Annotated in this window: 19 protein-coding genes and 4 tRNA genes; 16 read left to right on the forward strand and 7 right to left on the reverse strand. The window is 58.2% G+C overall.

What is annotated here, in order from left to right; genetic code table 11:
- The 10 genes from purF to ACIPZE_RS16500 form a co-directional block, all read left to right on the forward strand.
- On the forward strand, positions 1 to 1,391 hold a 1,391-nt coding region (gene purF, locus ACIPZE_RS16455), incomplete at its 5' end, for an amidophosphoribosyltransferase (protein ID WP_400773911.1).
- Between the two features lie 73 nt (positions 1,392 to 1,464).
- Positions 1,465 to 2,676 (forward strand): O-succinylhomoserine sulfhydrylase, encoded by a 1,212-nt coding sequence (locus tag ACIPZE_RS16460; RefSeq protein ID WP_400773913.1) that lies wholly within the window; start codon positions 1,465 to 1,467, stop codon positions 2,674 to 2,676.
- Positions 2,673 to 3,449, forward strand: a complete 777-nt coding sequence (locus ACIPZE_RS16465) for an SDR family oxidoreductase (protein WP_077571931.1) — start codon at positions 2,673 to 2,675, stop codon at positions 3,447 to 3,449. Before ACIPZE_RS16460 ends, ACIPZE_RS16465 begins: the two co-directional genes overlap by 4 nt.
- A gap of 217 nt (positions 3,450 to 3,666) precedes the next feature.
- A tRNA-Val gene (locus tag ACIPZE_RS16470) sits at positions 3,667 to 3,742 on the forward strand.
- Positions 3,743 to 3,797: 55 nt separating this feature from the next.
- Positions 3,798 to 3,874, forward strand: a tRNA-Asp gene (locus tag ACIPZE_RS16475).
- A 91-nt stretch (positions 3,875 to 3,965) separates the two neighbouring features.
- Positions 3,966 to 4,042, forward strand: a tRNA-Asp gene (locus ACIPZE_RS16480).
- 554 nt (positions 4,043 to 4,596) lie between these two features.
- Complete coding sequence (locus tag ACIPZE_RS16485; protein WP_400773916.1) at positions 4,597 to 7,428, forward strand: xanthine dehydrogenase family protein molybdopterin-binding subunit; 2,832 nt, start codon at positions 4,597 to 4,599, stop codon at positions 7,426 to 7,428.
- A complete protein-coding gene (locus ACIPZE_RS16490) occupies positions 7,421 to 7,960 on the forward strand; it encodes a (2Fe-2S)-binding protein (RefSeq protein WP_129394703.1) in 540 nt (179 codons plus the stop codon). Before ACIPZE_RS16485 ends, ACIPZE_RS16490 begins: the two co-directional genes overlap by 8 nt.
- A 2-nt stretch (positions 7,961 to 7,962) precedes the next feature.
- Positions 7,963 to 9,198, forward strand: coding sequence for a c-type cytochrome (locus ACIPZE_RS16495; protein ID WP_400773919.1), 1,236 nt, complete (start codon positions 7,963 to 7,965; stop codon positions 9,196 to 9,198).
- A 1-nt stretch (position 9,199) separates the two neighbouring features.
- On the forward strand, positions 9,200 to 10,171 hold the full coding sequence (locus tag ACIPZE_RS16500) for an XdhC family protein (protein ID WP_400773921.1): 972 nt from the start codon (positions 9,200 to 9,202) through the stop codon (positions 10,169 to 10,171).
- A 151-nt stretch (positions 10,172 to 10,322) separates the two neighbouring features.
- Here ACIPZE_RS16500 and ACIPZE_RS16505 read toward each other — a convergent pair whose 3' ends face one another.
- Entirely contained in the window at positions 10,323 to 11,606 is a 1,284-nt protein-coding gene (locus ACIPZE_RS16505) for an FAD-binding oxidoreductase (protein WP_129394700.1), read from the reverse strand.
- Between the two features lie 183 nt (positions 11,607 to 11,789).
- On the opposite strand from ACIPZE_RS16505, the gene ACIPZE_RS16510 reads away from it, so the two are divergent.
- A tRNA-Val gene (locus tag ACIPZE_RS16510) sits at positions 11,790 to 11,866 on the forward strand.
- A gap of 140 nt (positions 11,867 to 12,006) precedes the next feature.
- Here the strand turns inward: ACIPZE_RS16510 and ACIPZE_RS16515 are convergent.
- On the reverse strand, positions 12,007 to 12,318 hold the full coding sequence (locus ACIPZE_RS16515; RefSeq protein WP_400773924.1) for a hypothetical protein: 312 nt from the start codon (positions 12,316 to 12,318) through the stop codon (positions 12,007 to 12,009).
- Positions 12,319 to 12,354: 36 nt separating this feature from the next.
- The gene (locus tag ACIPZE_RS16520; protein ID WP_400773926.1) at positions 12,355 to 12,729 is read right to left on the reverse strand and encodes a hypothetical protein; all 375 of its coding nucleotides are present in this window, start codon (positions 12,727 to 12,729) and stop codon (positions 12,355 to 12,357) included.
- 603 nt (positions 12,730 to 13,332) lie between these two features.
- On the opposite strand from ACIPZE_RS16520, the gene ACIPZE_RS16525 reads away from it, so the two are divergent.
- Positions 13,333 to 13,788, forward strand: a complete 456-nt coding sequence (locus ACIPZE_RS16525; protein ID WP_400773927.1) for a DUF2214 family protein — start codon at positions 13,333 to 13,335, stop codon at positions 13,786 to 13,788.
- Between the two features lie 219 nt (positions 13,789 to 14,007).
- Here the strand turns inward: ACIPZE_RS16525 and csrA are convergent, their stop codons facing one another.
- Positions 14,008 to 14,202, reverse strand: coding sequence for a carbon storage regulator CsrA (gene csrA, locus ACIPZE_RS16530; protein WP_003179932.1), 195 nt, complete (start codon positions 14,200 to 14,202; stop codon positions 14,008 to 14,010).
- A gap of 250 nt (positions 14,203 to 14,452) precedes the next feature.
- Here csrA and ACIPZE_RS16535 point away from each other — a divergent pair, with 250 nt between their 5' ends.
- Together ACIPZE_RS16535 and ACIPZE_RS16540 are read left to right on the forward strand one after the other, a co-directional pair.
- Positions 14,453 to 14,821, forward strand: coding sequence for an SPOR domain-containing protein (locus tag ACIPZE_RS16535; RefSeq protein WP_283435843.1), 369 nt, complete (start codon positions 14,453 to 14,455; stop codon positions 14,819 to 14,821).
- Positions 14,822 to 14,908: 87 nt separating this feature from the next.
- On the forward strand, positions 14,909 to 15,820 hold the full coding sequence (locus ACIPZE_RS16540; protein ID WP_283435844.1) for a siderophore-interacting protein: 912 nt from the start codon (positions 14,909 to 14,911) through the stop codon (positions 15,818 to 15,820).
- Between the two features lie 57 nt (positions 15,821 to 15,877).
- Here the strand turns inward: ACIPZE_RS16540 and ACIPZE_RS16545 are convergent, their stop codons facing one another.
- The 3 genes from ACIPZE_RS16545 to ACIPZE_RS16555 all read right to left on the reverse strand — a co-directional run bounded on the left by ACIPZE_RS16545 (position 15,878) and on the right by ACIPZE_RS16555 (position 18,128).
- Entirely contained in the window at positions 15,878 to 16,567 is a 690-nt protein-coding gene (locus tag ACIPZE_RS16545) for an endonuclease I family protein (RefSeq protein WP_283435845.1), read from the reverse strand.
- Positions 16,568 to 16,571: 4 nt separating this feature from the next.
- Positions 16,572 to 16,841, reverse strand: a complete 270-nt coding sequence (locus tag ACIPZE_RS16550) for a DUF1654 domain-containing protein (RefSeq protein ID WP_166219800.1) — start codon at positions 16,839 to 16,841, stop codon at positions 16,572 to 16,574.
- Between the two features lie 198 nt (positions 16,842 to 17,039).
- Complete coding sequence (locus tag ACIPZE_RS16555) at positions 17,040 to 18,128, reverse strand: asparaginase (RefSeq protein ID WP_400773930.1); 1,089 nt, start codon at positions 18,126 to 18,128, stop codon at positions 17,040 to 17,042.
- 349 nt (positions 18,129 to 18,477) lie between these two features.
- Here ACIPZE_RS16555 and ACIPZE_RS16560 point away from each other — a divergent pair, with 349 nt between their 5' ends.
- Positions 18,478 to 18,924: a hypothetical protein gene (locus ACIPZE_RS16560; protein WP_283435846.1), complete on the forward strand. Its 447-nt coding sequence runs from the start codon at positions 18,478 to 18,480 to the stop codon at positions 18,922 to 18,924.
- A gap of 200 nt (positions 18,925 to 19,124) precedes the next feature.
- Positions 19,125 to 20,081 (forward strand): sugar ABC transporter substrate-binding protein, encoded by a 957-nt coding sequence (locus tag ACIPZE_RS16565; protein ID WP_129394694.1) that lies wholly within the window; start codon positions 19,125 to 19,127, stop codon positions 20,079 to 20,081.
- Positions 20,082 to 20,122 lie beyond the last annotated feature (41 nt).

Below are 20,122 nucleotides of genomic sequence, written 5' to 3' on the forward strand. Positions count from 1 at the left end.
ATGGCCGGTTGTTCCTGCGCAAGGACAATGGCCTGGTGCGTGACGTGTTTCAACAGCGTCACATGCAGCGTCTGGTCGGCCACATGGGTATCGGCCACGTCCGTTACCCGACTGCGGGCAGCTCGACTTCGGCCGAAGCCCAACCGTTTTACGTCAACTCGCCTTACGGCATCACTTTGGCGCACAACGGTAACCTGACCAACGTTGAACAGTTGGCCAAAGAGATCTACGAATCCGACCTGCGTCACGTCAACACCAGTTCCGACTCGGAAGTGTTGCTCAACGTGTTCGCTCACGAGCTGGCCCAGCGCGGCAAGCTGCAGCCGACCGAAGAAGACGTGTTTGCCGCCGTGACCGACGTGCACAACCGTTGCGTGGGTGGCTACGCGGTTGTGGCGATGGTCACCGGTTACGGCATCGTCGGTTTCCGCGACCCGCACGGCATCCGCCCGATCGTGTTCGGCCAGCGTCACACTGACGAAGGCGTCGAGTACATGATCGCCTCGGAAAGCGTTTCGCTGGACGTGCTCGGTTTCACCCTGATTCGCGACCTGGCGCCGGGCGAAGCGGTCTACATCACTGAAGACGGCAAGCTGCACACCCGTCAGTGCGCGACCAACCCGTCCCTGACCCCATGCATTTTCGAACACGTCTACCTGGCGCGTCCGGATTCGATCATCGACGGCGTTTCGGTGTACAAGGCGCGTCTGCGCATGGGTGAAAAACTCGCCGAGAAGATCCTGCGCGAGCGTCCAGAGCACGATATCGACGTGGTCATCCCGATTCCGGACACCAGCCGCACCGCTGCGCTGGAGCTGGCGAACCACCTGGGCGTGAAATTCCGCGAAGGTTTCGTCAAGAACCGTTACATCGGCCGGACCTTCATCATGCCGGGCCAGGCGGCTCGCAAGAAGTCGGTTCGCCAGAAGCTCAACGCCATCGAGCTGGAATTCCGCGGCAAGAACGTGATGCTGGTCGATGACTCGATCGTGCGTGGCACCACGTGCAAGCAGATCATCCAGATGGCTCGTGAAGCCGGCGCGAAAAACGTCTACTTCTGCTCGGCGGCGCCGGCTGTGCGTTTCCCGAACGTCTACGGCATCGACATGCCAAGCGCGCATGAACTGATCGCACACAACCGTTCGACCCAGGACGTGGCGGATCTGATCGGCGCTGACTGGCTGATCTATCAGGACCTGCCTGACTTGATCGAAGCGGTTGGTGGCGGCAAGATCAAGATCGAGAACTTCGATTGCGCAGTGTTCGACGGCAAGTACGTCACCGGCGACGTCGACGAGGCGTACCTGAACAAGATCGAACAGGCGCGTAACGACTCCTCGAAGATCAAGACTCAAGCGGTCAGTGCGATCATCGATCTGTACAACAACTGAGTTTCTACCGGCCCTGAGGGGCCGGTTTTGTATCTGAATTTCAATTTTTGCGAACAGGGCAAGGAGTGACAGCATGAGTCAGGAATGGGATGCCGGTCGGCTGGACAGCGACCTTGAAGGCGTAGCGTTCGATACCCTGGCCGTACGTGCCGGTCAGCACCGTACGCCGGAAGGTGAACACGGTGATCCGATGTTCTTCACTTCCAGCTACGTGTTCCGCACCGCCGCCGACGCGGCTGCGCGGTTTGCCGGGGAAGTGCCGGGCAACGTTTACTCGCGTTACACCAACCCGACCGTGCGCGCGTTCGAAGAGCGTATTGCTGCGCTGGAAAGCGCCGAGCAGGCCGTTGCGACCGCAACCGGCATGGCCGCGATCATGGCGGTGGTGATGAGCCTGTGCAGTGCCGGTGATCACGTGCTGGTCTCGCGCAGCGTATTCGGCTCGACCATCAGCTTGTTCGAGAAGTACTTCAAGCGTTTCGGCGTGGAAGTCGACTACGTGCCACTGGCTGACCTTTCGGGTTGGGATGCGGCGATCAAGTCGAATACCAAGCTGCTGTTCGTCGAGTCGCCATCCAACCCTCTGGCCGAACTGGTCGATATCGCCGCGCTGGCGGAAATCGCTCACGCCAAAGGCTCGATGCTGGTGGTCGACAACTGCTTCTGCACACCAGCGTTGCAGCAGCCGCTGAAAATGGGTGCGGACATCGTCGTGCACTCGGCGACCAAGTTCATCGACGGCCAGGGCCGTTGCATGGGCGGTGTGGTAGCCGGTCGCGGCGAGCAGATGAAAGAAATCGTCGGCTTCCTGCGCACCGCCGGGCCGACCCTGAGCCCGTTCAACGCGTGGATCTTCCTCAAAGGCCTGGAAACACTCAACCTGCGGATGAAGGCGCACTGCGCAAACGCCCAGCAACTGGCCGAATGGCTGGAGCAGCAGGACGGTATCGAGAAAGTCCATTACGCCGGTCTCAAGAGCCATCCGCAGCACGAGCTGGCCCAGCGTCAGCAGAAGGGCTTCGGGGCGGTCGTAAGCTTTGAGGTCAAGGGCGGCAAAGAGGGCGCCTGGCGCTTTATCGATGCCACTCGCCTGATCTCGATCACCGCCAACCTTGGCGACAGCAAAACCACCATCACCCATCCGAGCACCACCTCCCACGGCCGTCTGGCGCCGCAGGAGCGTGAAGCGGCGGGTATTCGCGACAGCCTGATCCGCATCGCGGTCGGTCTGGAAGACGTTGCTGACCTGCAAGCCGACCTGGCGCGCGGTCTGGCAGCACTGTGATCGAGTTGTCGACGCCGAAAGCCGGTACCCATGGCCGCGTTGCGCTGGTCACGGGTGCCGCGCGCGGTATCGGTCTGGGGATCGCGGCGTGGTTGATCAGCGAAGGCTGGCAAGTCGTGCTGACCGATCTGGATCGTGCGCGCGGTTCGAAAGTGGCGAAGGTGCTGGGCGAAAACGCCTGGTTCATCGCCATGGACGTTGCCGATGAGGGCCAGGTTGCGTTGGGTGTTGCCGAGGTATTGGGGCAGTTTGGTCGTCTCGATGCGCTGGTGTGCAACGCAGCGGTGGCTGATCCGCACAACATCACCCTGGAAAGCCTTGATCTGGCTTACTGGAATCGCGTGTTGGCGGTGAATCTCAGTGGGCCGATGTTGCTCGCCAAGCATTGTGCGCCGTATCTGCGCGCGCATAACGGTTCTATCGTCAATCTGGCTTCGACCCGTGCGCGGCAGTCGGAGGCCGACTCCGAGGCGTATGCGGCGAGCAAGGGCGGGTTGCTGGCGCTGACGCATGCGCTGGCGATCAGCCTGGGGCCGGAGATTCGCGTCAACGCGGTCAGTCCGGGCTGGATCGATGCGCGCGATCCTTCTGCGCGTCGAGCTGAGCCTTTGGCCGATGCCGATCATGCTCAGCATCCGGCGGGCAGGGTAGGGACGGTCGAAGATGTGGCGGCGATGGTCGCCTGGTTGTTGTCGAGGAATGCCGGGTTTGTTACCGGGCAGGAATTCGTCGTCGATGGTGGTATGACCAAGAAGATGATTTACAGCGAATAGATCGCGTTCTTTCTTCTGAATTTGCGTTGAATGGACTGGCGCCTTCGCGAGCAGGCTCGCCCCCACATTTGGAATGCATTCCCCTGTGGGAGCGGGCTTGCTCGCGAAGGCGGTATTGCAGGAGAGAAACAATTTCGTCTTTTTTAGAAAAACTTCAATCCTGCTATTGACTTAGGTTCGCTACCTGCGTAAATTTCGCGGCCTCGGAGATGCAAACGGGTGATTAGCTCAGCTGGGAGAGCGTCTGCCTTACAAGCAGAATGTCGGCGGTTCGATCCCGTCATCACCCACCACTCCCCGAGAACTTGCTTAAGCAAGAACGTAGGCTGCAAGTGCCTGCACCGACGCGCAGCGGTAGTTCAGTCGGTTAGAATACCGGCCTGTCACGCCGGGGGTCGCGGGTTCGAGTCCCGTCCGCTGCGCCATATTTAACGAATCAGATTTATCTGGTTCGCGATTGCCAAGCACCGAAGCTAGCAGTCAACGAGTTACTTGAGCGCAAGCTCAAAGCGATACGCAGCGGTAGTTCAGTCGGTTAGAATACCGGCCTGTCACGCCGGGGGTCGCGGGTTCGAGTCCCGTCCGCTGCGCCATATCTGCTTCAAGGACCACTGAACGCCTTGAAGCACCGAAAACAACCTTTGGTTGATTCGGAATCGATAGCAAAGACCCTGGTCGAAAGACCGGGGTTTTTTGTGTCTGAAATTTGACCTCCACTCCCATCACGCAACCCGGCTCCTGTAGGAGCTGCGGCACGCTGCGATCTTTGATCTTGATCGGTAAAAGCAAGATCAAAAGATCGCAGCCTCGTTTCACTCGACAGCTCCTACAACAGCTCCTACAACAGCTCCTACAACAGCTCCTGTAACAGCTGCTGCAGGGGGAGTTGCGTTTGTATTTTCGGGTGTGTGGTGGGTGTGTCAATTGACCTCATGCGCTACCACGTCGCATTGTCTTTTTTGATTCTTTAGTCAGAAATTTGTATCTGGTTGTTTGCTGCGAGCGCAGAAACCTTTAAAGTTAACCTTTCGGTCAGCTTTGCACTGTCATCACGCCTTTCGTTTAGCCAAGAAGGGCTTCTGCAAGACTCGAGATTCCCCAGTAGATAACCAGAAGGGCGGACGTATAACCGCCCAGAGGATGATCCGTGTCCAACCGTGATATATCCCGGCGCTCGTTCCTCCAGGGCGGGCTGGTGGCGGGTGTGAGCGTCACGCTCACGCCGCTCAGCAGTCAGGCGCTGGCTGCCTTGATGGAAAACAGCGTCACCGTGCCGTCCGAGAAATGGCTCGGCAACAACGGCAAGGCGCGTCAGCGTAACGATGCACTGTCCAAGGTCTGCGGCAGCAAGGTCTTTGCCCGCGACATCCGCTCCAAGGACATGCCGGGCTGGCCTGAGCAGCAAGGCCACGCCATGTTGCTGAAAACCATCAAGGCTGACCGCATCTACGACGGCTACGACCTGTCGTGGCTCGGCGCCGAGTTGCAGCCGGACCGTATCGTCACCGCCGCTGATCTGGACAAGGACGGCATCGTCTTCCCGGAAGAGCACGCGCCGGATCCGCTGCTGCCGGAAGGCAAAGTGCCGATGTTCATCGGTCACCCGGTGGCGATCCTGATCTGGAACGATTTCGAGCGCTTCCGTCAGGCCAAGAACAAACTCAAATTCAATGACAAGGCGATTCGTTATGGTGCACAAGTGCCGTTCTACGAAGGCGACCCCTATGGCAGTTTCCGCTACGTGCGTGTGGGTGGTGCGACCTCGGCCGACGAAGATGAGTTCGCCAGCCTGAAGGACTCGATCCTCTTTCCGATGCTGAAAAACCGTCGCCCGGTGTGGAATTCCCAGCCCAACCTGCACGGCAACCTGACCGAGCGCGGCCTGTTCTACGCCGACCGCATGAAGAAAGAGATCGATACCCCGCCAGACAACTGGCTGGTGTTCGACGAGCGCTACAAAACCCCGTCGATCGAACCGGCCGCGATGGAGCCGGACAACGGCAACGGCTGGTACGACCCGAAAACCAAGACCCTGCACTTCGTTGTGGCCACCCAGTGCCCATTGGAAGCTGCGACCGAGACCGCGAAAATGATCGCGCCGTCGCGCTTCGGCCTCGACAACCTGAACATGCACCCGGGTTATACCGTGGGCTACGGTTCCAAAGACCACAACATCTTCGTCTACTACGCAGCCCTTGCCGCGTTGTACGGCGCCGGTGTGCCGGTGCGTCTGGCGAACGACCGCTACGAGCAGTTCCAGAGCGGCATCAAGCGTCACCCGTTCGACATCCGCTACCAATTGGCCGTGGACAAGAGCGACTACAGCTTCAAGATTTTCCGCGCGGAAATGAGCGTCGACGGTGGTGGCCGGATCAACTACAGCCCGTCGGTGGCTGCGGTTGGCGCCACCGCTGCGCAATCGATCTACTACATGCCGCAGAACGATCTGCAAGTTACCGCCTATCACTCGCGTGGCGTTGAAGCCGGTTCGATGCGCGGTTACGGCACTCTGCAAAGCATGGCGTCGACCGAAATGATGGTCGACGAAATTGCTGATCGTCTCGGTGTCGATGCGATCGACCTGCGTCGCAAAAACGCCCTGCGTTCGGGCATGAAAAACACCCAGGGCGCGATCCCGGCCGGTGCCCTGCGCCTGCACGAGATTCTCGACAAAGCCTCGGTGCACGAAGTCTGGAAAAACCGCGACGCGATCAAGAAACAACGCGAAGCCGCAGACCCGGACAACTGGTACGGCGTTGGTTTCGCCATTTGCCAGAAAGACTTCGGCACCGGCTCCGAAGCGCCGATGGCCAGCATCGAATTCACCGCCGACGGTCGCATCAGCCTGCGCCACATCGGTATCGAAATCGGCACCGGCATGTCCACCTCGCAAGCCCTGGTCGTCGCTGATTTCCTTGGCAGCCCGGCGCACGAAGTGAAGACTGGCGAAACCGAATGGAAGGAAATGCAGCTGATCACTAGCGGCAACCCTTACATCATGAGCCAGGCCGAACAGGACAACTTCCTGCGCAACCCGCGTTGGGTCGGTAAATTGGCTTCGGCCTCGTCGGCGACCAACTCGGCGTACTACTTCAGTCACGCCACCCGTGAAGCGGCGCGCGTGCTGTTCAACCACGGTTTGTGGCCGGCAGCGCTGGAGATCTGGCGTCAGGGCCCGTTCGGCGGCCAGGCCAACCCTTACGTGGTGCGTCGCGAAGATGCGCATTGGGTCGACGGCAAACTGACTGCCAACGGCATGCAGCCGTTGAGCTTCGAAGAGTTGGCCAAACGCGCTCACGAGCGGGGTCTGGTCACCGCTGCCACCGTCCACGGTTTCAACCGCTGGAGTTGGGCCGAAGCTGAATACAGCATCGACGGCGTGCGCGAGCGTCTGCCGCTCGACGGTCTGGCGGTGAAGTACGGCGATGGTGCCCCGAAAGCCAAGCAAGCGCTGATGAGCACGGCCGGTTTCCACCTGCTCGATCGCCAGAACATCAGCTACCCGGCAACTCAGTTGAACAACGCTGCCGTGACTTACTACAGCCCGGTCGCCACGCTGGTCGAGCTGAAGGTCAACAAGGGTTCTGCCGAAGTCGAAGTGCTCAACCACCATTCGTGGGTCGAGTGCGGTCGTGTGCTGGTCGAAGAGTTGGTCAAGGGCCAGATGGAAGGCGGTATCGCCATGGGCATCGGTCACGCACTGATGGAAGAGATGCCGTTGTACGAAGGCGGGCCGGGGGAGGGTGACTGGAACTTCAACCGTTACCGTCTGCCGATGGCGCGTCACGTTGCCGTGTGGAAACAGACGTCGGAGATTCTCCCGGCGCTGTCGCCAAGCGATCCGTCCAAAGGCATCGCCGAAGTGGTGATGATCCCGATTGTCGGTGCCATCGGTAACGCCGTGGCGCATGCCATCGGTAAACGTGTTCGCGATCTGCCTATCACTCCAGCGCGCATCAAGGAGGCCCTCAATGGCTAACCGTCCGTTTCAACTGACCCTCAATGGTCAATCCGTCGGCCCGGTGGACATCCCTGATGACCTGCCGATGATCGACTACCTGCACGAATACAAAAACCTCACCGGTTCGCGTCTGGGCTGCGGCCAGGGCATCTGCCACGCTTGCGTGGTGATCGTCGACAACCCGGACGGCACCAGCGAAGAGGTACGCACCTGCATCACCGGCGCGCATTACTTCGAAGGCAAGAAAGTCCGCACCATCGAATCCCACGCCAAGCGTGACGAGAGCGGCCAGGTCACCGAGCTGAACCCGATCCAACAACGCTTCGTCGACGAGTTCGCTTTCCAGTGCAGCTACTGCGCACCCGGTTTCGTCAACGCCGCGACCGTGTTGGTGGAGAAACTGCAGCGCCAGCCGATCGTCAAAAGTCAGCTGGAAAAAGTCATCGAGGACAGCCTCGGTCATCACATCTGCCGTTGCACCGGGTACGTGCGTTACTACAACGCCACCCGCAACGTGCTGACCGATCTCGGCTTGGTCAAGGAGGGTTAAGCATGAAGCTTTTTCTGACCCGCCTGACCCTAGCGGTCGGCCTTGCTGCGCCGGTGTTGTTCGCTCACGCCGATGATCAGGTCAAGCGCGGCGAGTATCTCGCTCGCGCCGCCGATTGCATGGCTTGCCACACCGCTCCCGGTGGCGCGCCGTTTGCGGGCGGCCTGCCGATTGTCTCGCCGTTCGGCACGATTTACGGCACCAACATCACCCCGAGCAAAGAGCACGGTATCGGTTTGTACAACGATGACGAGTTCTTTGCTGCGCTGACCGAAGGCAAGCGTCGCGACGGCGCGAATCTTTATCCGGCAATGCCGTACACCTCGTATCACCTGATGCCGCGTGAAGATTCGGACGCGATCCATGCTTACCTGAAAACCATCCAACCAATCGAGCGCGCAGCACCGGTCACCAGCCTGAGCTTTCCGTTCAACGTGCGTCCGGGCCTGATCGGCTGGAACATGATGTACGGCAAAGACCTGAAACTGCAGCCGGCCGAAGGCAAAAGTGAAGCGTGGAAGCGCGGCCAGTACATGGTCGAAGTCCTTGGTCACTGCGGCGAATGCCACACGCCACGCGGCCTGCCGGGCGCGATGCAGTTGGATAAACGCCTCACCGGCGGCATTCTCAATGGTTACCTGGCGCCGAGCCTGCTGGCCACCGACCTGGCTGCTCGCGGCTGGAACGAGCAGGATCTGGGCACGTTCCTCAAGCACGGCATGAGTGCGCAGGGGACGATGTTCAACGAGATGTTCCCGGTGTTCCACAACAGCACGCAAGGCCTGAGCGATACCGATCTGGCGGCGATGGCAACGTTCCTGCTCGGCGACAAGCCGCCAGCAGCCAAAGCGCTGGTTGAAGTGCCAGTCGAGAAACTCAGCGCCAGTGCCCAGCGCGGTCAGCAGGCATATCTGAACGTCTGCGCCGGTTGCCATGCGGTCGGTGGCGAAGGCAAACCGCACATCGCGGTGGCCATGCGCGGCAACACCACGTTGCGTCTGGAAGACCCACGCAACCTGTTGCGCGTGATCGAAGATGGTATCGGCGAGCAGAAGTTTTCCGGGTTCGAGCGCATGCAGCCGATGCCGGGTTTCGCCGACAAGCTCAGTCCTGATCAGCTGACCGATCTGCTCAACTACCTGCGCCAAGGTTGGGGTGGGCAGTCCGCCGAGCTGGCAGTGAGTGAGGTGCAAAAGCTGCAAGCTGACGCACCGTCCATCGAGCACAAGGCCCACTGACATGCAGCATCTCGATCTACAAGTGGTGCGAAGGGCGCTGGAGTGGTCGGTGGTGGGGCAGCGCATCTGGCTCTGCACCGTGCTGACGACTTACGGCTCGGCACCGCGTGCGCCAGGTTCGCTGCTGGCGGTGAACGATGGCGGACAGTGGATCGGCTCGCTGTCGGGTGGCTGCGTCGAGGAGGATTTTCTCGAGCGCGTCGCCGAGGGGGCGTTTCTCGATGCGGTCAACGTCGTGCGCTACGGCGAGGGTGACGATCCGCGTTCGCGGGTCAGCCTGCCCTGTGGCGGCATTCTCGATGTGCTGGTAGAGAAATTTGACGCCGACTGCGAAGTGCAGGCGCATCTGCGTGAACTGGAATCGGCGCTGCTCGGTCAGCGTCGGCTGATTCGCGAAGTCGATCTGGCCAACGGTGCACGCAGTCTGTTCGCTGATCGCGAGCAGGGTGCGCGGATCGAACGCGAGATTGATCGGGTACGCATCCGCGTTGGCGCGGCGCAGCGTCTGCTGCTCGCCGGGTATTCCAGCGTGGCGCAGGCGTGTGCCGAGTTTGCTGTCGGCCTCGGGTTTGAAGTGATTCTCTGCGATCCGCGTGATGAAGTGCTAGAAGGCGTGGTGCTGGATGGCGTGGAGATTCGTCGGCAATTGCCTTCGGTGTTTATCGCCGATGGCGGCTGCCACCGCGATACCGCCGTTGTCGCGTTGACCCATGATCCACGCATCGATGATCTGGCGATGATGGAAGCGGTGCGCACCGAAGCGTTCTACATTGGCGTGATGGGTTCGCTGCAGACCTCGCAGAAGCGCTTCGAACGCCTGCGGCGGATTGGTGGTCTGGGGGAGGGTGAGCTGGCGCGGATTCATGCGCCAATCGGTCTGAACCTGGGCAGCAAGACGCCGGCGGAGATTGCCTTGGCGGTGCTCGCGGATATTCTACGGATCCGCAGCGGCATTGCTCGCGATCAGCTCTGATTAAGTGGTAGATGCATTTGTGGCGAGGGGATTTAGCGAAACGTCGCACCGCCCCGTTGGGGTCCGAAGCGCCCCCTCTTGTATAGAAGGGGACTGCTACGCAGTCCAACGGGGATAAATCCCCTCGCCACATTGGTTTCTATGACTCGATCTAAAAACCGTACTTATCTCGCAACCCGTAATACCAGGCCCCCAACGCCGCAAACGGCGTGCGCAACATCTGCCCGCCCGGGAACGGGTAATGCGGCAAATCGGCAAACGCATCAAAACGCTCGGCCTGACCGCGCAACGCCTCCGCCAACACCTTGCCTGCCAGATGCGTGTACGTCACGCCATGGCCGCTGCAGCCCTGCGAGTAATAAATGTTGTCGCCCAAGCGCCCAACCTGCGGCAAGCGCGACAAGGTCAGCAGGAAATTTCCTGTCCAGGCGTAATCAATCTTCACGTCTTTAAGCTGCGGGAACGCCTTGAGCATTTTCGGGCGGATGATCGCCTCGATGTTCGCCGGATCGCGCGCACCGTAGACGACACCGCCGCCGAAGATCAGACGCTTGTCGCCCGTCAGGCGGTAATAGTCGAGCAGGTAGTTGCAGTCTTCGACGCAATAATCCTGCGGCAGCAACGCTTTCGCCAACTCGTCACCCAGCGGCTCGGTAGTGATCACCTGCGTGCCGCACGGCATCGATTTGGCCGCCAGTTCCGGCACCAGATTACCGAGGTAAGCGTTGCCGGCGACAATGATGAACTTGGCCCTGACCTTGCCTTGCGGCGTATGCACGACCGGGTTGGCGCCGCGCTCGATGCGCACGGCAGGCGATTGCTCATAGATAGTGCCGCCGAGGGACTCAACCGCAGCCGCTTCGCCCAGCGCCAGGTTCAGCGGATGTATATGGCCGCCGCTCATATCGAGCATGCCGCCGACATACTGATCGCACCCGACCACTTCGCGAATGCGGCGCTGATCGAGCAGTTCCAGTTGCGTATGACCAAAGCGCTCCCAGAGACTCTTCTGCGATTCCAGGTGCCCCATTTGCTTGGCAGTCAGGGCAGCAAACACGCCACCATCTTTCAGATCGCACTGGATATTGTATTTGGCCACCCGCTCGCGAATGATCCGACCGCCCTCGAAAGCCATCTGCCCGAGCAACTGCGCCTGCTTCGGCCCAACGGAGCGTTCGATCACGTCGATGTCACGGCTATAACTGTTAACAATCTGCCCGCCATTGCGCCCGGAAGCGCCGAAACCGACCTTGGCCGCTTCCAGTACCGTCACCCGAAAACCGTTCTCCAGCAGAAACAGGGCAGACGACAAACCGGTATACCCGGCGCCGATCACACAGACGTCCGTCTCCACATCATCCTGCAAGGCAGGGCGGGGCGGTACGGCGTTGGCCGACGCAGCGTAATAAGACTCTGGGTAAGGGGTGTTCGCCATCCTGCAGCCTCTGTTTAATATATTTTACGAGTGCGCCGATCCTACCCGAGTTGAAAAACCTCCGCCAGCCACCGGAAAATCTTCCTCAGCGACCCGAAATTAAATATTTTGCATATTCATAGGGTTAGGTGAAAAAAAGGTGTTGACACCCCTCCGGAATTCCGTAGAATGCCGCCTCACAGCAGGCACGTAGCTCAGTTGGTTAGAGCACCACCTTGACATGGTGGGGGTCGTTGGTTCGAGTCCAATCGCGCCTACCAAACAAAATCCGCTCTGCTGGGCGGTCTAGAAGGGCTCACCGAAAGGTGGGCCCTTTTTTGTTGTCTGCGATTTGTGCGGAGCGCTCAAAAGGTCTCGGGTGTGTTCACTTGGACGGTGTGGGCGATTGTGTCTGGAAGGATTATTGGCATTCAAAATCCCAGGCATCAATGATCAGGTCTTCTACCTCTTCTTCTGTCGTCGTGAGGCCCAGGCATTCGTTGTCTTTTTTGTAATGGAATTCGCAGTACTGCACTCCTTGGGTGCACCGCTCGATTTCTACAATTCCAATGTTTTCAAGTTCCAGTGCCGTGCCAACCGGCTGCATCTCTTTCGCCGCACTTGGCTTCCAGTCTTGCTGGAGTAATACGCTCCGTGCCGCTAAGAATGGCATGCCTTGCTTGATTGGAAGATCTGAAGCGCAGGCAATGGCGCTGGAGAAATAAAACAACATGCAAGCACAAGGGGCGAATCTCACCGTGAGTCGCCCTTAATCGGTGTCAGGGCATTTGAAGCCCCAATTGTTGATTCTCATGTCTTTGACCTTTTCGCCTGTTGTACTGACGACCAGGCATTCGTTGTTCTTTCTATAGTCGAACTCGCAGTATTGAACGCCTTCCGTGCATCGCTGCACTTCGCTGACCCCCATATTTCTAAGTGTTTTCATTAGGCCGTGGGGGTTCATTTCATCCGTCAAGTTTGGTTGCCAGCCTTGCTTGAGCAGCGCTTTTCGTGCGCTCAGAAACGGCATTCCCTGTGTAATGGGTAACTCGGCTGCACAGGCAAAAAAACTGAAGCAGCCAAAGATGCTCAAGACGTTGGCAAAATGAATCATGGCAACGCGCGGCTTACGGAAAAGGCTCAATCCGGTTCAGTCTGATTTTTTGGCGCCACTGAAGCTTCTGCAGCTGGCTAACCCTTCCTCCGCAATCAAGTCTTCTGTTCCGGGGGCGAAGTCGGCTCAGGGTGCGTGGCGCATGGAATGCGCAGGCATTCACGACGAATAGGGGGGAGAGCTGGCTGTCCATGGGCGAGAATTTTCCAATTGTTACTGTCCGTCTAAATTTGCGCTCGAACAATCCTCCGGAGCAGAGGTATTGATCAACAATTCTTAGAGTGCCGGGATGGTTGATTTTTGACCGTCCGTCGCCAGCATCCTTTAAAATAGTGTGGATATTTAACGACTTACGATGATTTTTAACCGACCGGTTATCAAAAATAAGTTGTTAGGTGCAGCATGATTCAGTAAGATCCGCCCCGCGTTCACCACCACGGTTTATGCATTTTTAAATCCCAAGCTTCCATCAGCTGCTTGGGATTTTTTTTGCCTGCGATTTGCCTCTGCCGGCTGAGTTTTCTTCTGTCAATCTCTCCTGTATGCCTGGCGACACCCTCCGCGGGCAAATCCTTGCTTTTTCAACTACTACTGACTGGCCAATTTTCAACTCTTTCTGATGAGGGTTTATCGATGCTGGTTCATTGGTTTCTTGCAGCTGTTCATCTGCTGGCATTTGCCTTGGGTTTTTGGGCGGTACTGACGCGTGGAACGGCGTTCAGTCGCCTGGCGGCCGGGACCGGGGAGGCGGGACGGGTTCTGCTGGCTGACAATGTCTGGGGGATGTGCGCGCTGATCTTGTTGATCACAGGCGGAATGCGTGCCTTTGGCGGCTACGAAAAAGGCACTGACTATTATCTTCATCAGCCGCTGTTTCATCTGAAGATGACGCTGTTCGTGCTGATTCTGCTGATAGAGCTTGCGCCGATGATCACTCTGATCAAATGGCGGATCGCCAAGGCGCGGGGGGCGGTACTCGATACCGGGCGAGCAAAGCTGTTCGCACGCATCAGTCACGTCGAGGCGTTGCTGCTGGTGCTGATGATGGTTGCTGCCACTGGCATGGCGCGAGGTGTGACGTTCGGATAGGAAGGCGAATTCCCTGTGCTCTATCGGAAATGTCCGACAGCCAGCCTTGAGAATGCTCGGTAGTATCGATCAGCAGAAAGGGCGGGAGGTTAACGCGGCGGGGGCATGTGTCAGGCGCCGTACCCAAGGAGCTTGGGAAGCGGATGGCAAAACGGCGCGTGAATCTTTAGCCAGTCATTGCGTGCAGGCAAACGAACTGGCTACTGACTGCGATGCGTCTCAGGGAGTTTGTGGCTTGTCCGGGGCGGTCAGGCCTGCCTGAATGCGCTGGTAAATCTCCTCGCGGTGCACGGCAACGTTTTTCGGAGCATTGATACCGATGCGAACCTGTTGGCCGCTTACGCCCAGAATGGTGATAGTGATGTCATCACCAATGTTTATGCTTTCACCGACTTTGCGGGTGAGTATCAGCATGGTCTTCTCCTTGATTGCTTTGTAGGGCACCTGATTCAGACAGTGCAGAGGTCGGTGGTACGTATAGATTAGTGCGAAGTCTCACGGTTTGGGTGCCTCTTTCTGACGCGCAGATGCGGCATTAATTCCCAGGGCGTAACTATACAGAGGCTGCAATCATCAATCTCGTTGTTTTGTGCCCATTTTGCGGGGCTCGCGAAGTATTTATGAATGTTAAGATCGCCGCTTTGAGAATTCCGAGGGAAGCGTTGTGCGCAAATTGGTCTGGTTGGTCGCGGCACTGGCACTGGCAGGGTGTGGTGAAGGCAAGAGTGTAGACGAGCAAAAGCCGAAAACGGTGGTCGCGACAGCTCCTGCCGCGGCATCTGCTCCGCAGTGGGATCTCGAAGTCCGTGGCGAAACGCCTCAGGCCGTCAGCGATCTGAGCGGCTGGTTGATCGAACACGCTTTTGTTCCAACAGTTGTCAGGGACAGCAGCGGCAAAACGCGCATTCTGATTGGCCCGTTCAATTCCCAGGCCGAAGCTGAAGCCCGTAAGGTGCAGGTAGATGCGGCGTTGGTGAAAGCCAAAAAACAAAACATTGAATCGGTCATCATCGAGCATCCGATCACGCCGTAACACGCTCCATTCGGCGGAGCTGCCTAAAGGTCATCAAGCGCGATTCGTTCCTTTGTAATCGCCGAAGATTTCCAGAAGGAGCTCCCCATGGCCTCCGCCAATCCTTACAAATTGTTCGATGTCACCTTGCAGCGCAAAACCCGATTGAGTCCGCACATGATGCGCCTCACTCTGGCGGGCCCGCCCGTTACCGAAATGGCCACGTGGGCGCCGGATCAACGGGTAAAGCTGTTTTTCCCTGCTGCTGACGGTTCGCACTCAAAGCTTGCCCAGGACGAAGGTTGGTACGCGCGCTTCAAGTCGATGCTGGTCGATCGACGCCCCGCGATGCGCACCTACACCATTCGCCACCTGCGCGCCGAGCAGGGCGAAGTGGATATCGATTTCGTTCTGCACGGTGAAACCGGTCCGGCATCGCGTTGGGCCTTGCGCGCGCAGCCAGGCGATTCGATGCAGATTCTTGCCCCTGACAAGCGTTTTTCAGCGCAGGAAACCGGCGGGTTCGAGTGGAAACCTCCGCAAGCGCTGAAGCAATTGCTACTCGTCGCCGATTCCACGGCGTTGCCGGCGGCCATGGGCATTCTCGACGAACTGGCGGTCCTCGCCGAGCCACCACAAACCCAGGCTTTCTTCGAAGTCGACAGTGCGCAAGACATGCTCGCCGTGCCCGACTGGCCTGGGTTGTCGGTGCAATGGTTGATCCGTGATGAGGCCAATGCTGAGGTCGCCGGTGCACTGATGGTCGATGCCGTGCGGCAAGCGACCTTGCCCGTGCATAAATCTTCAGAGGGGCAGGCCGTGGAGCTGGCGGATGTCGATATCGATAAAGACATTCTCTGGGAAGTCGCCGACACTGCACCAGCTGGTTTCTATGGCTGGATTGCAGGAGAGAGTGCGGCGGTCATGAGCTTGCGCAAATACCTGATCAAGGAGTGCGACATCCCACGCGAAGCGCTCAACCTGATGGGTTACTGGCGCTACAACAAGTCTGGCAGCTAGGCATGAAAAAAGGCCTCGAACATAACGTTCGAGGCCCTTTTTGTATTGCATGGCCGATTAACCGCAGGCTTTCAGATTGACTGGCCCGACAAACTCATTGCCGCGTCCCATCACGCACGCCACGCTTTGATTGCGCTGGCGCTCCCAGTCCTGCACGGGATAGGTCTTGTCCCACGCCTCGTACAATTGCCGATCCTGTTTCGACAGACGCAAGCCATATTGCTTGCTCATGTAGAAATAGGTGCGGGCGATCATGCCGCGAATCGACGGGCGGGGCATGACCTTCTTCGCCTTGAAGTCGACCTGGGTCAGGCACGAGCCGTACTGGCCGGATTGCACCGGTAGCCAACCGTAACTGAAGTTGCTGCGGTCACCATTGACCTCGCCGATGCTCGGCACCAGGTTGTGCAGGTCGGCCTCGGCTTTCTGGTAGGACGGGTCATAGCGTGTGCAGTTCTTGCGTCCGCCTTCCTGCCAGCATTGGCGCTGATGGCCAAACTGCCAGGCCGGCACGATGTGCTCCCACTCGATGCGCGAAGCGCGTTTGGCGTTTTTGCGCGGTACGTAACCGCAAGCTTTCAAATCGACCTTGTTGCCGGTGTATTTGCATCCGCAGTAGAACTCGGTGGACTGCGGCGCATACAGCTTCCAGGCGACCTTTTTGGCTTCGGTGAATGTGCGGGGTGCGCCGGCCTGGGCCCCCATGGCGACGAACAACAACAGCAAAGCGAAACAGCGGACACTCATTGAATCAATCTTCCTTCGGCACAACCCAAAAAATCTGCACGCCGCCATCGTCTCGGTAGGCGAGGGTGACGTTGTCGTTCTCGTCGATTTCCTCGAGCAGGCGCTCCCACTCATCCATCGGCTCATCCGGCAAACGGAAGATCAGCGCGGCTTTGGCTTTTTGTGCGGTGGGGGAGTTGATTATTTTCTGAACGCGCATACCCATGCGTTCGTAAGCGTCAGGAGCATCAGGAGAGGTGGCCACGAGGTTATCCTTATTAAGCTGTACGTGCATACAGTATTTAACTGTAAGCATTTTCGCAACTGCTTAAAATTCAAGAAAATCCTCTGACAGCGGTTTTCTGAATTTGGTGTAGGTCGTGTCGAATTTTTTGTAGGAAAAATGCAGAAGGGTTGTAAGCAGTGCACCACCCGCCAGGCAGGCGAGTGGTGAACCGAGTGCCCGATCGAGAATCGACCGGGCGAAGGTCAATCAGTATTCCCAGAACATCCGTTGCAGCTCTTTGCTGTCGTTGGTTTTGGTCAACGCGACCATCGCCAGGATACGGGCTTTTTGCGGGTTCAGGTCGTGCGCGACGACCCAGTCGTACTTGTCATCAGGCTGTTCGGCGTTACGCAGGACAAAACCGCCGGCGTTGACGTGGGACGAACGAATGATCTGTACGCCATCCTTGCGCAGGGCTTGCAGGGTTGGCACCACGCGGGAGGACACCGAACCGTTGCCAGTACCGGCGTGGATAATCGCTTTGGCGCCGGATTGGGCCAGTGCTTTGTAGGCGGTATCGCTTACGTTGCCGTAGGAATAGGCGATTTCTACGTCAGGCAGGCTCTTGATGTTCTTGATGTCGAATTCGGAATCCATGGTGTGGCGCTTGGCTGGCAAGCGGAACCAGTAGGATTTGCCTTCGACCACCATACCCAATGGACCCCAGGCGCTTTTGAATGCCTCGGTCTTGATGTTGATCATTTTGCTGACGTCGCGACCGGACTGGATTTCATCGTTCATGGTCACCAGTACGCCTTTGCCGCGAGCGTCTTTGCTGCTGGCGACAGCGACGGCGTTGTACAGGTTGAGCATGCCATCTGCCGACATGGCAGTGCCCGGACGCATCGAGCCAACGACGATGATCGGCTTGTCGGTCTTCTCGACCAGATTGAGGAAGTAGGCGGTCTCTTCCAGAGTGTCGGTGCCGTGGGTGACCACGATGCCGTCGACGTCTTTGCTGTCAGCCAGTTCGGCGACACGACGACCCAGTTGCAGCAGGTTGTCGTTGGTGATGCTTTCCGAAGCAATCTGCATGACCTGTTCGCCGCGCACATTGGCCAGTTTGTTCAGCTCGGGAATACCGGCAATCAATTGCTCGATGCCAACTTTGGCAGCCTGGTAGGTGGCGCTGTTGGCAGCGCTCGCGCCGGCACCGGCAATGGTGCCGCCTGTGGCAAGGACCACGACGTTGGCGAGTTTGGCCTGGGTTTCGACTTCTTTTGCCTGAAGGGCGGTGGGCAGGAGCAGGAGAAGGGCCAAAGCGCCCGGAACCAAAGTGTTAAAAGCAGATTTCATTATTTTTCTCTCTAGTAGTGAGACGGTGCTGGTGCAGGTTCATCTAGATGTGCTCCGGGCTGATCTGAATGCCTAGAGTGCTATGGGAAGAGCAGGATCTGTACCAGCCGTACTTTGCTTTAGAGAAATGTTTAACCTGATGATTTAAATCAAGTTTTTATGATTGAGTAAAAGGTGATGCAAAGCGCTTGTCCGGGTTTCCGAACAATGGAGACTTTCGCGTTCGGTTCACCGAAAAGGACTACCGATCCTGTCGAACGTATCCGCTTGCCGGATTCGATTGTTCTGCTAAAGAAACCCTCACTCAGGCCGATGCTGGTTCAAGGAAACTAAAATGTAGGGAGTCCACATGTCACTGACGATCGGTTTGGCAAACCCCGGTGCCGTCACCATCGGCGGCAAAACCGCAGCAACCATCAATGCCTTGAGCGAGGGGCAGACAGACGCGTCCGCTGAGGCGTTGGGTACTGACAAGGGTGAAAACAACCAGGTCAGAACCGGCGGCGCCGCACCAGCAGACAGCAAGACTGAAAGCAGCGATAACCTGAGCGTCACGGTCAAAATGCTTCTGAAGCGCATGCAGGAATTGCAGAAGCAGCTTCAGGAGCAGCAACAGCGCTTGGCTGCGGCCCAGGCCCAGAGTTATCCGACGCCGGAAGCGAAGTCGCAGGCGGTGATGTCCATTCAGGGGCAGATGGCGCAAACCAGCGGTGAGATGATGGAGGTCGCGGCGGCACTGCTCAAGGAAATGACCAAGGATTCCACCAGCGGTAACCTGGTCAGCACCACAGCGTAAACAGCGAGGGGCGAGTCAGCAGATTCGCCCTACAACAAATGACGATTTCTGATTGTTGACAAATGTCGGCGGGATTCGCATAGTTCGGTCTACGCAAACGTTTGCGCGGCTTTCCCGATGCACTGTCTCTCGGCTGAAAGCGACGTAGCTTACGCCAGCGCAAGCGTTGCTCACAATAATCATAAGATCGGAGTGAACCCATGAAGCTGCCATTTGCTGGACGTCTTCTCGCTGTCGCTATGCTGGCTGCCGCCGCTGCCACGCTCCCTGTCTCTTCGGCGTTCGCCGAATCCCCTGAAAAACCCAAAGTCGCGCTGGTCATGAAGTCTCTGGCCAACGAATTCTTCCTGACCATGGAAGACGGCGCCAAGGCTTATCAAAAAGAACATTCCGCCGATTTCGATTTGATCTCCAACGGCATCAAGGACGAGACCGACACCGCTGGCCAAACGCGGATCGTCGAGCAAATGATCCTCGCCAAGGTCAATGCCCTGGTCATTGCGCCATCTGATTCCAAGGCCATGGTGCCGGTGATCAAGAAGGCCGTCGACGCCGGTATTACCGTGATCAACATCGACAACCAGCTCGATCCGCAAATCGTCAAAAGCAAGAACATCAGTGTGCCATTCGTAGGCCCGGATAACCGTAAAGGCGCACGTCTGGTCGGTGAATACCTGGCCAAGCAGCTCAAGGCCGGCGATCAGGTCGGCATCATCGAAGGCGTGTCGACCACGACCAACGCCCAGCAGCGTACCGCTGGCTTCAAGGACGCGATGGACGCGGCGCAGATCAAGGTCGTTTCCCTGCAATCCGGTGATTGGGAAATCGACAAAGGCAACAAGGTTGCCGCTTCGATCCTCAGCGAATACCCGGACGTCAAGGCTCTGCTGGCCGGTAACGACAGCATGGCTGTAGGCGCCGTTTCCGCCGTGCGCGCCGCCGGCAAGGCCGGTCAGGTGCAAGTTGTCGGTTACGACAACATCAACGCCATCAAGCCAATGCTCAAAGACGGTCGCGTGCTGGCGACTGCCGATCAGTTCGCCGCCAGGCAGGCTGTGTTCGGTATCGAAACTGCGTTGAAAATCATCAAGGGCGAGAAGGTCGACAGCGGTGCCAACGGCGTGATCGAAACACCGGTCGAGCTGGTCACCAAGTAAGTCTTCTGGCGACACAACGGCGCTCGTCCGTCCGGGCGAGC

Origin of the sequence: Pseudomonas sp. NPDC089741, from assembly GCF_044748825.1 — a bacterium.
GTDB lineage: Bacteria > Pseudomonadota > Gammaproteobacteria > Pseudomonadales > Pseudomonadaceae > Aquipseudomonas > Aquipseudomonas helmanticensis.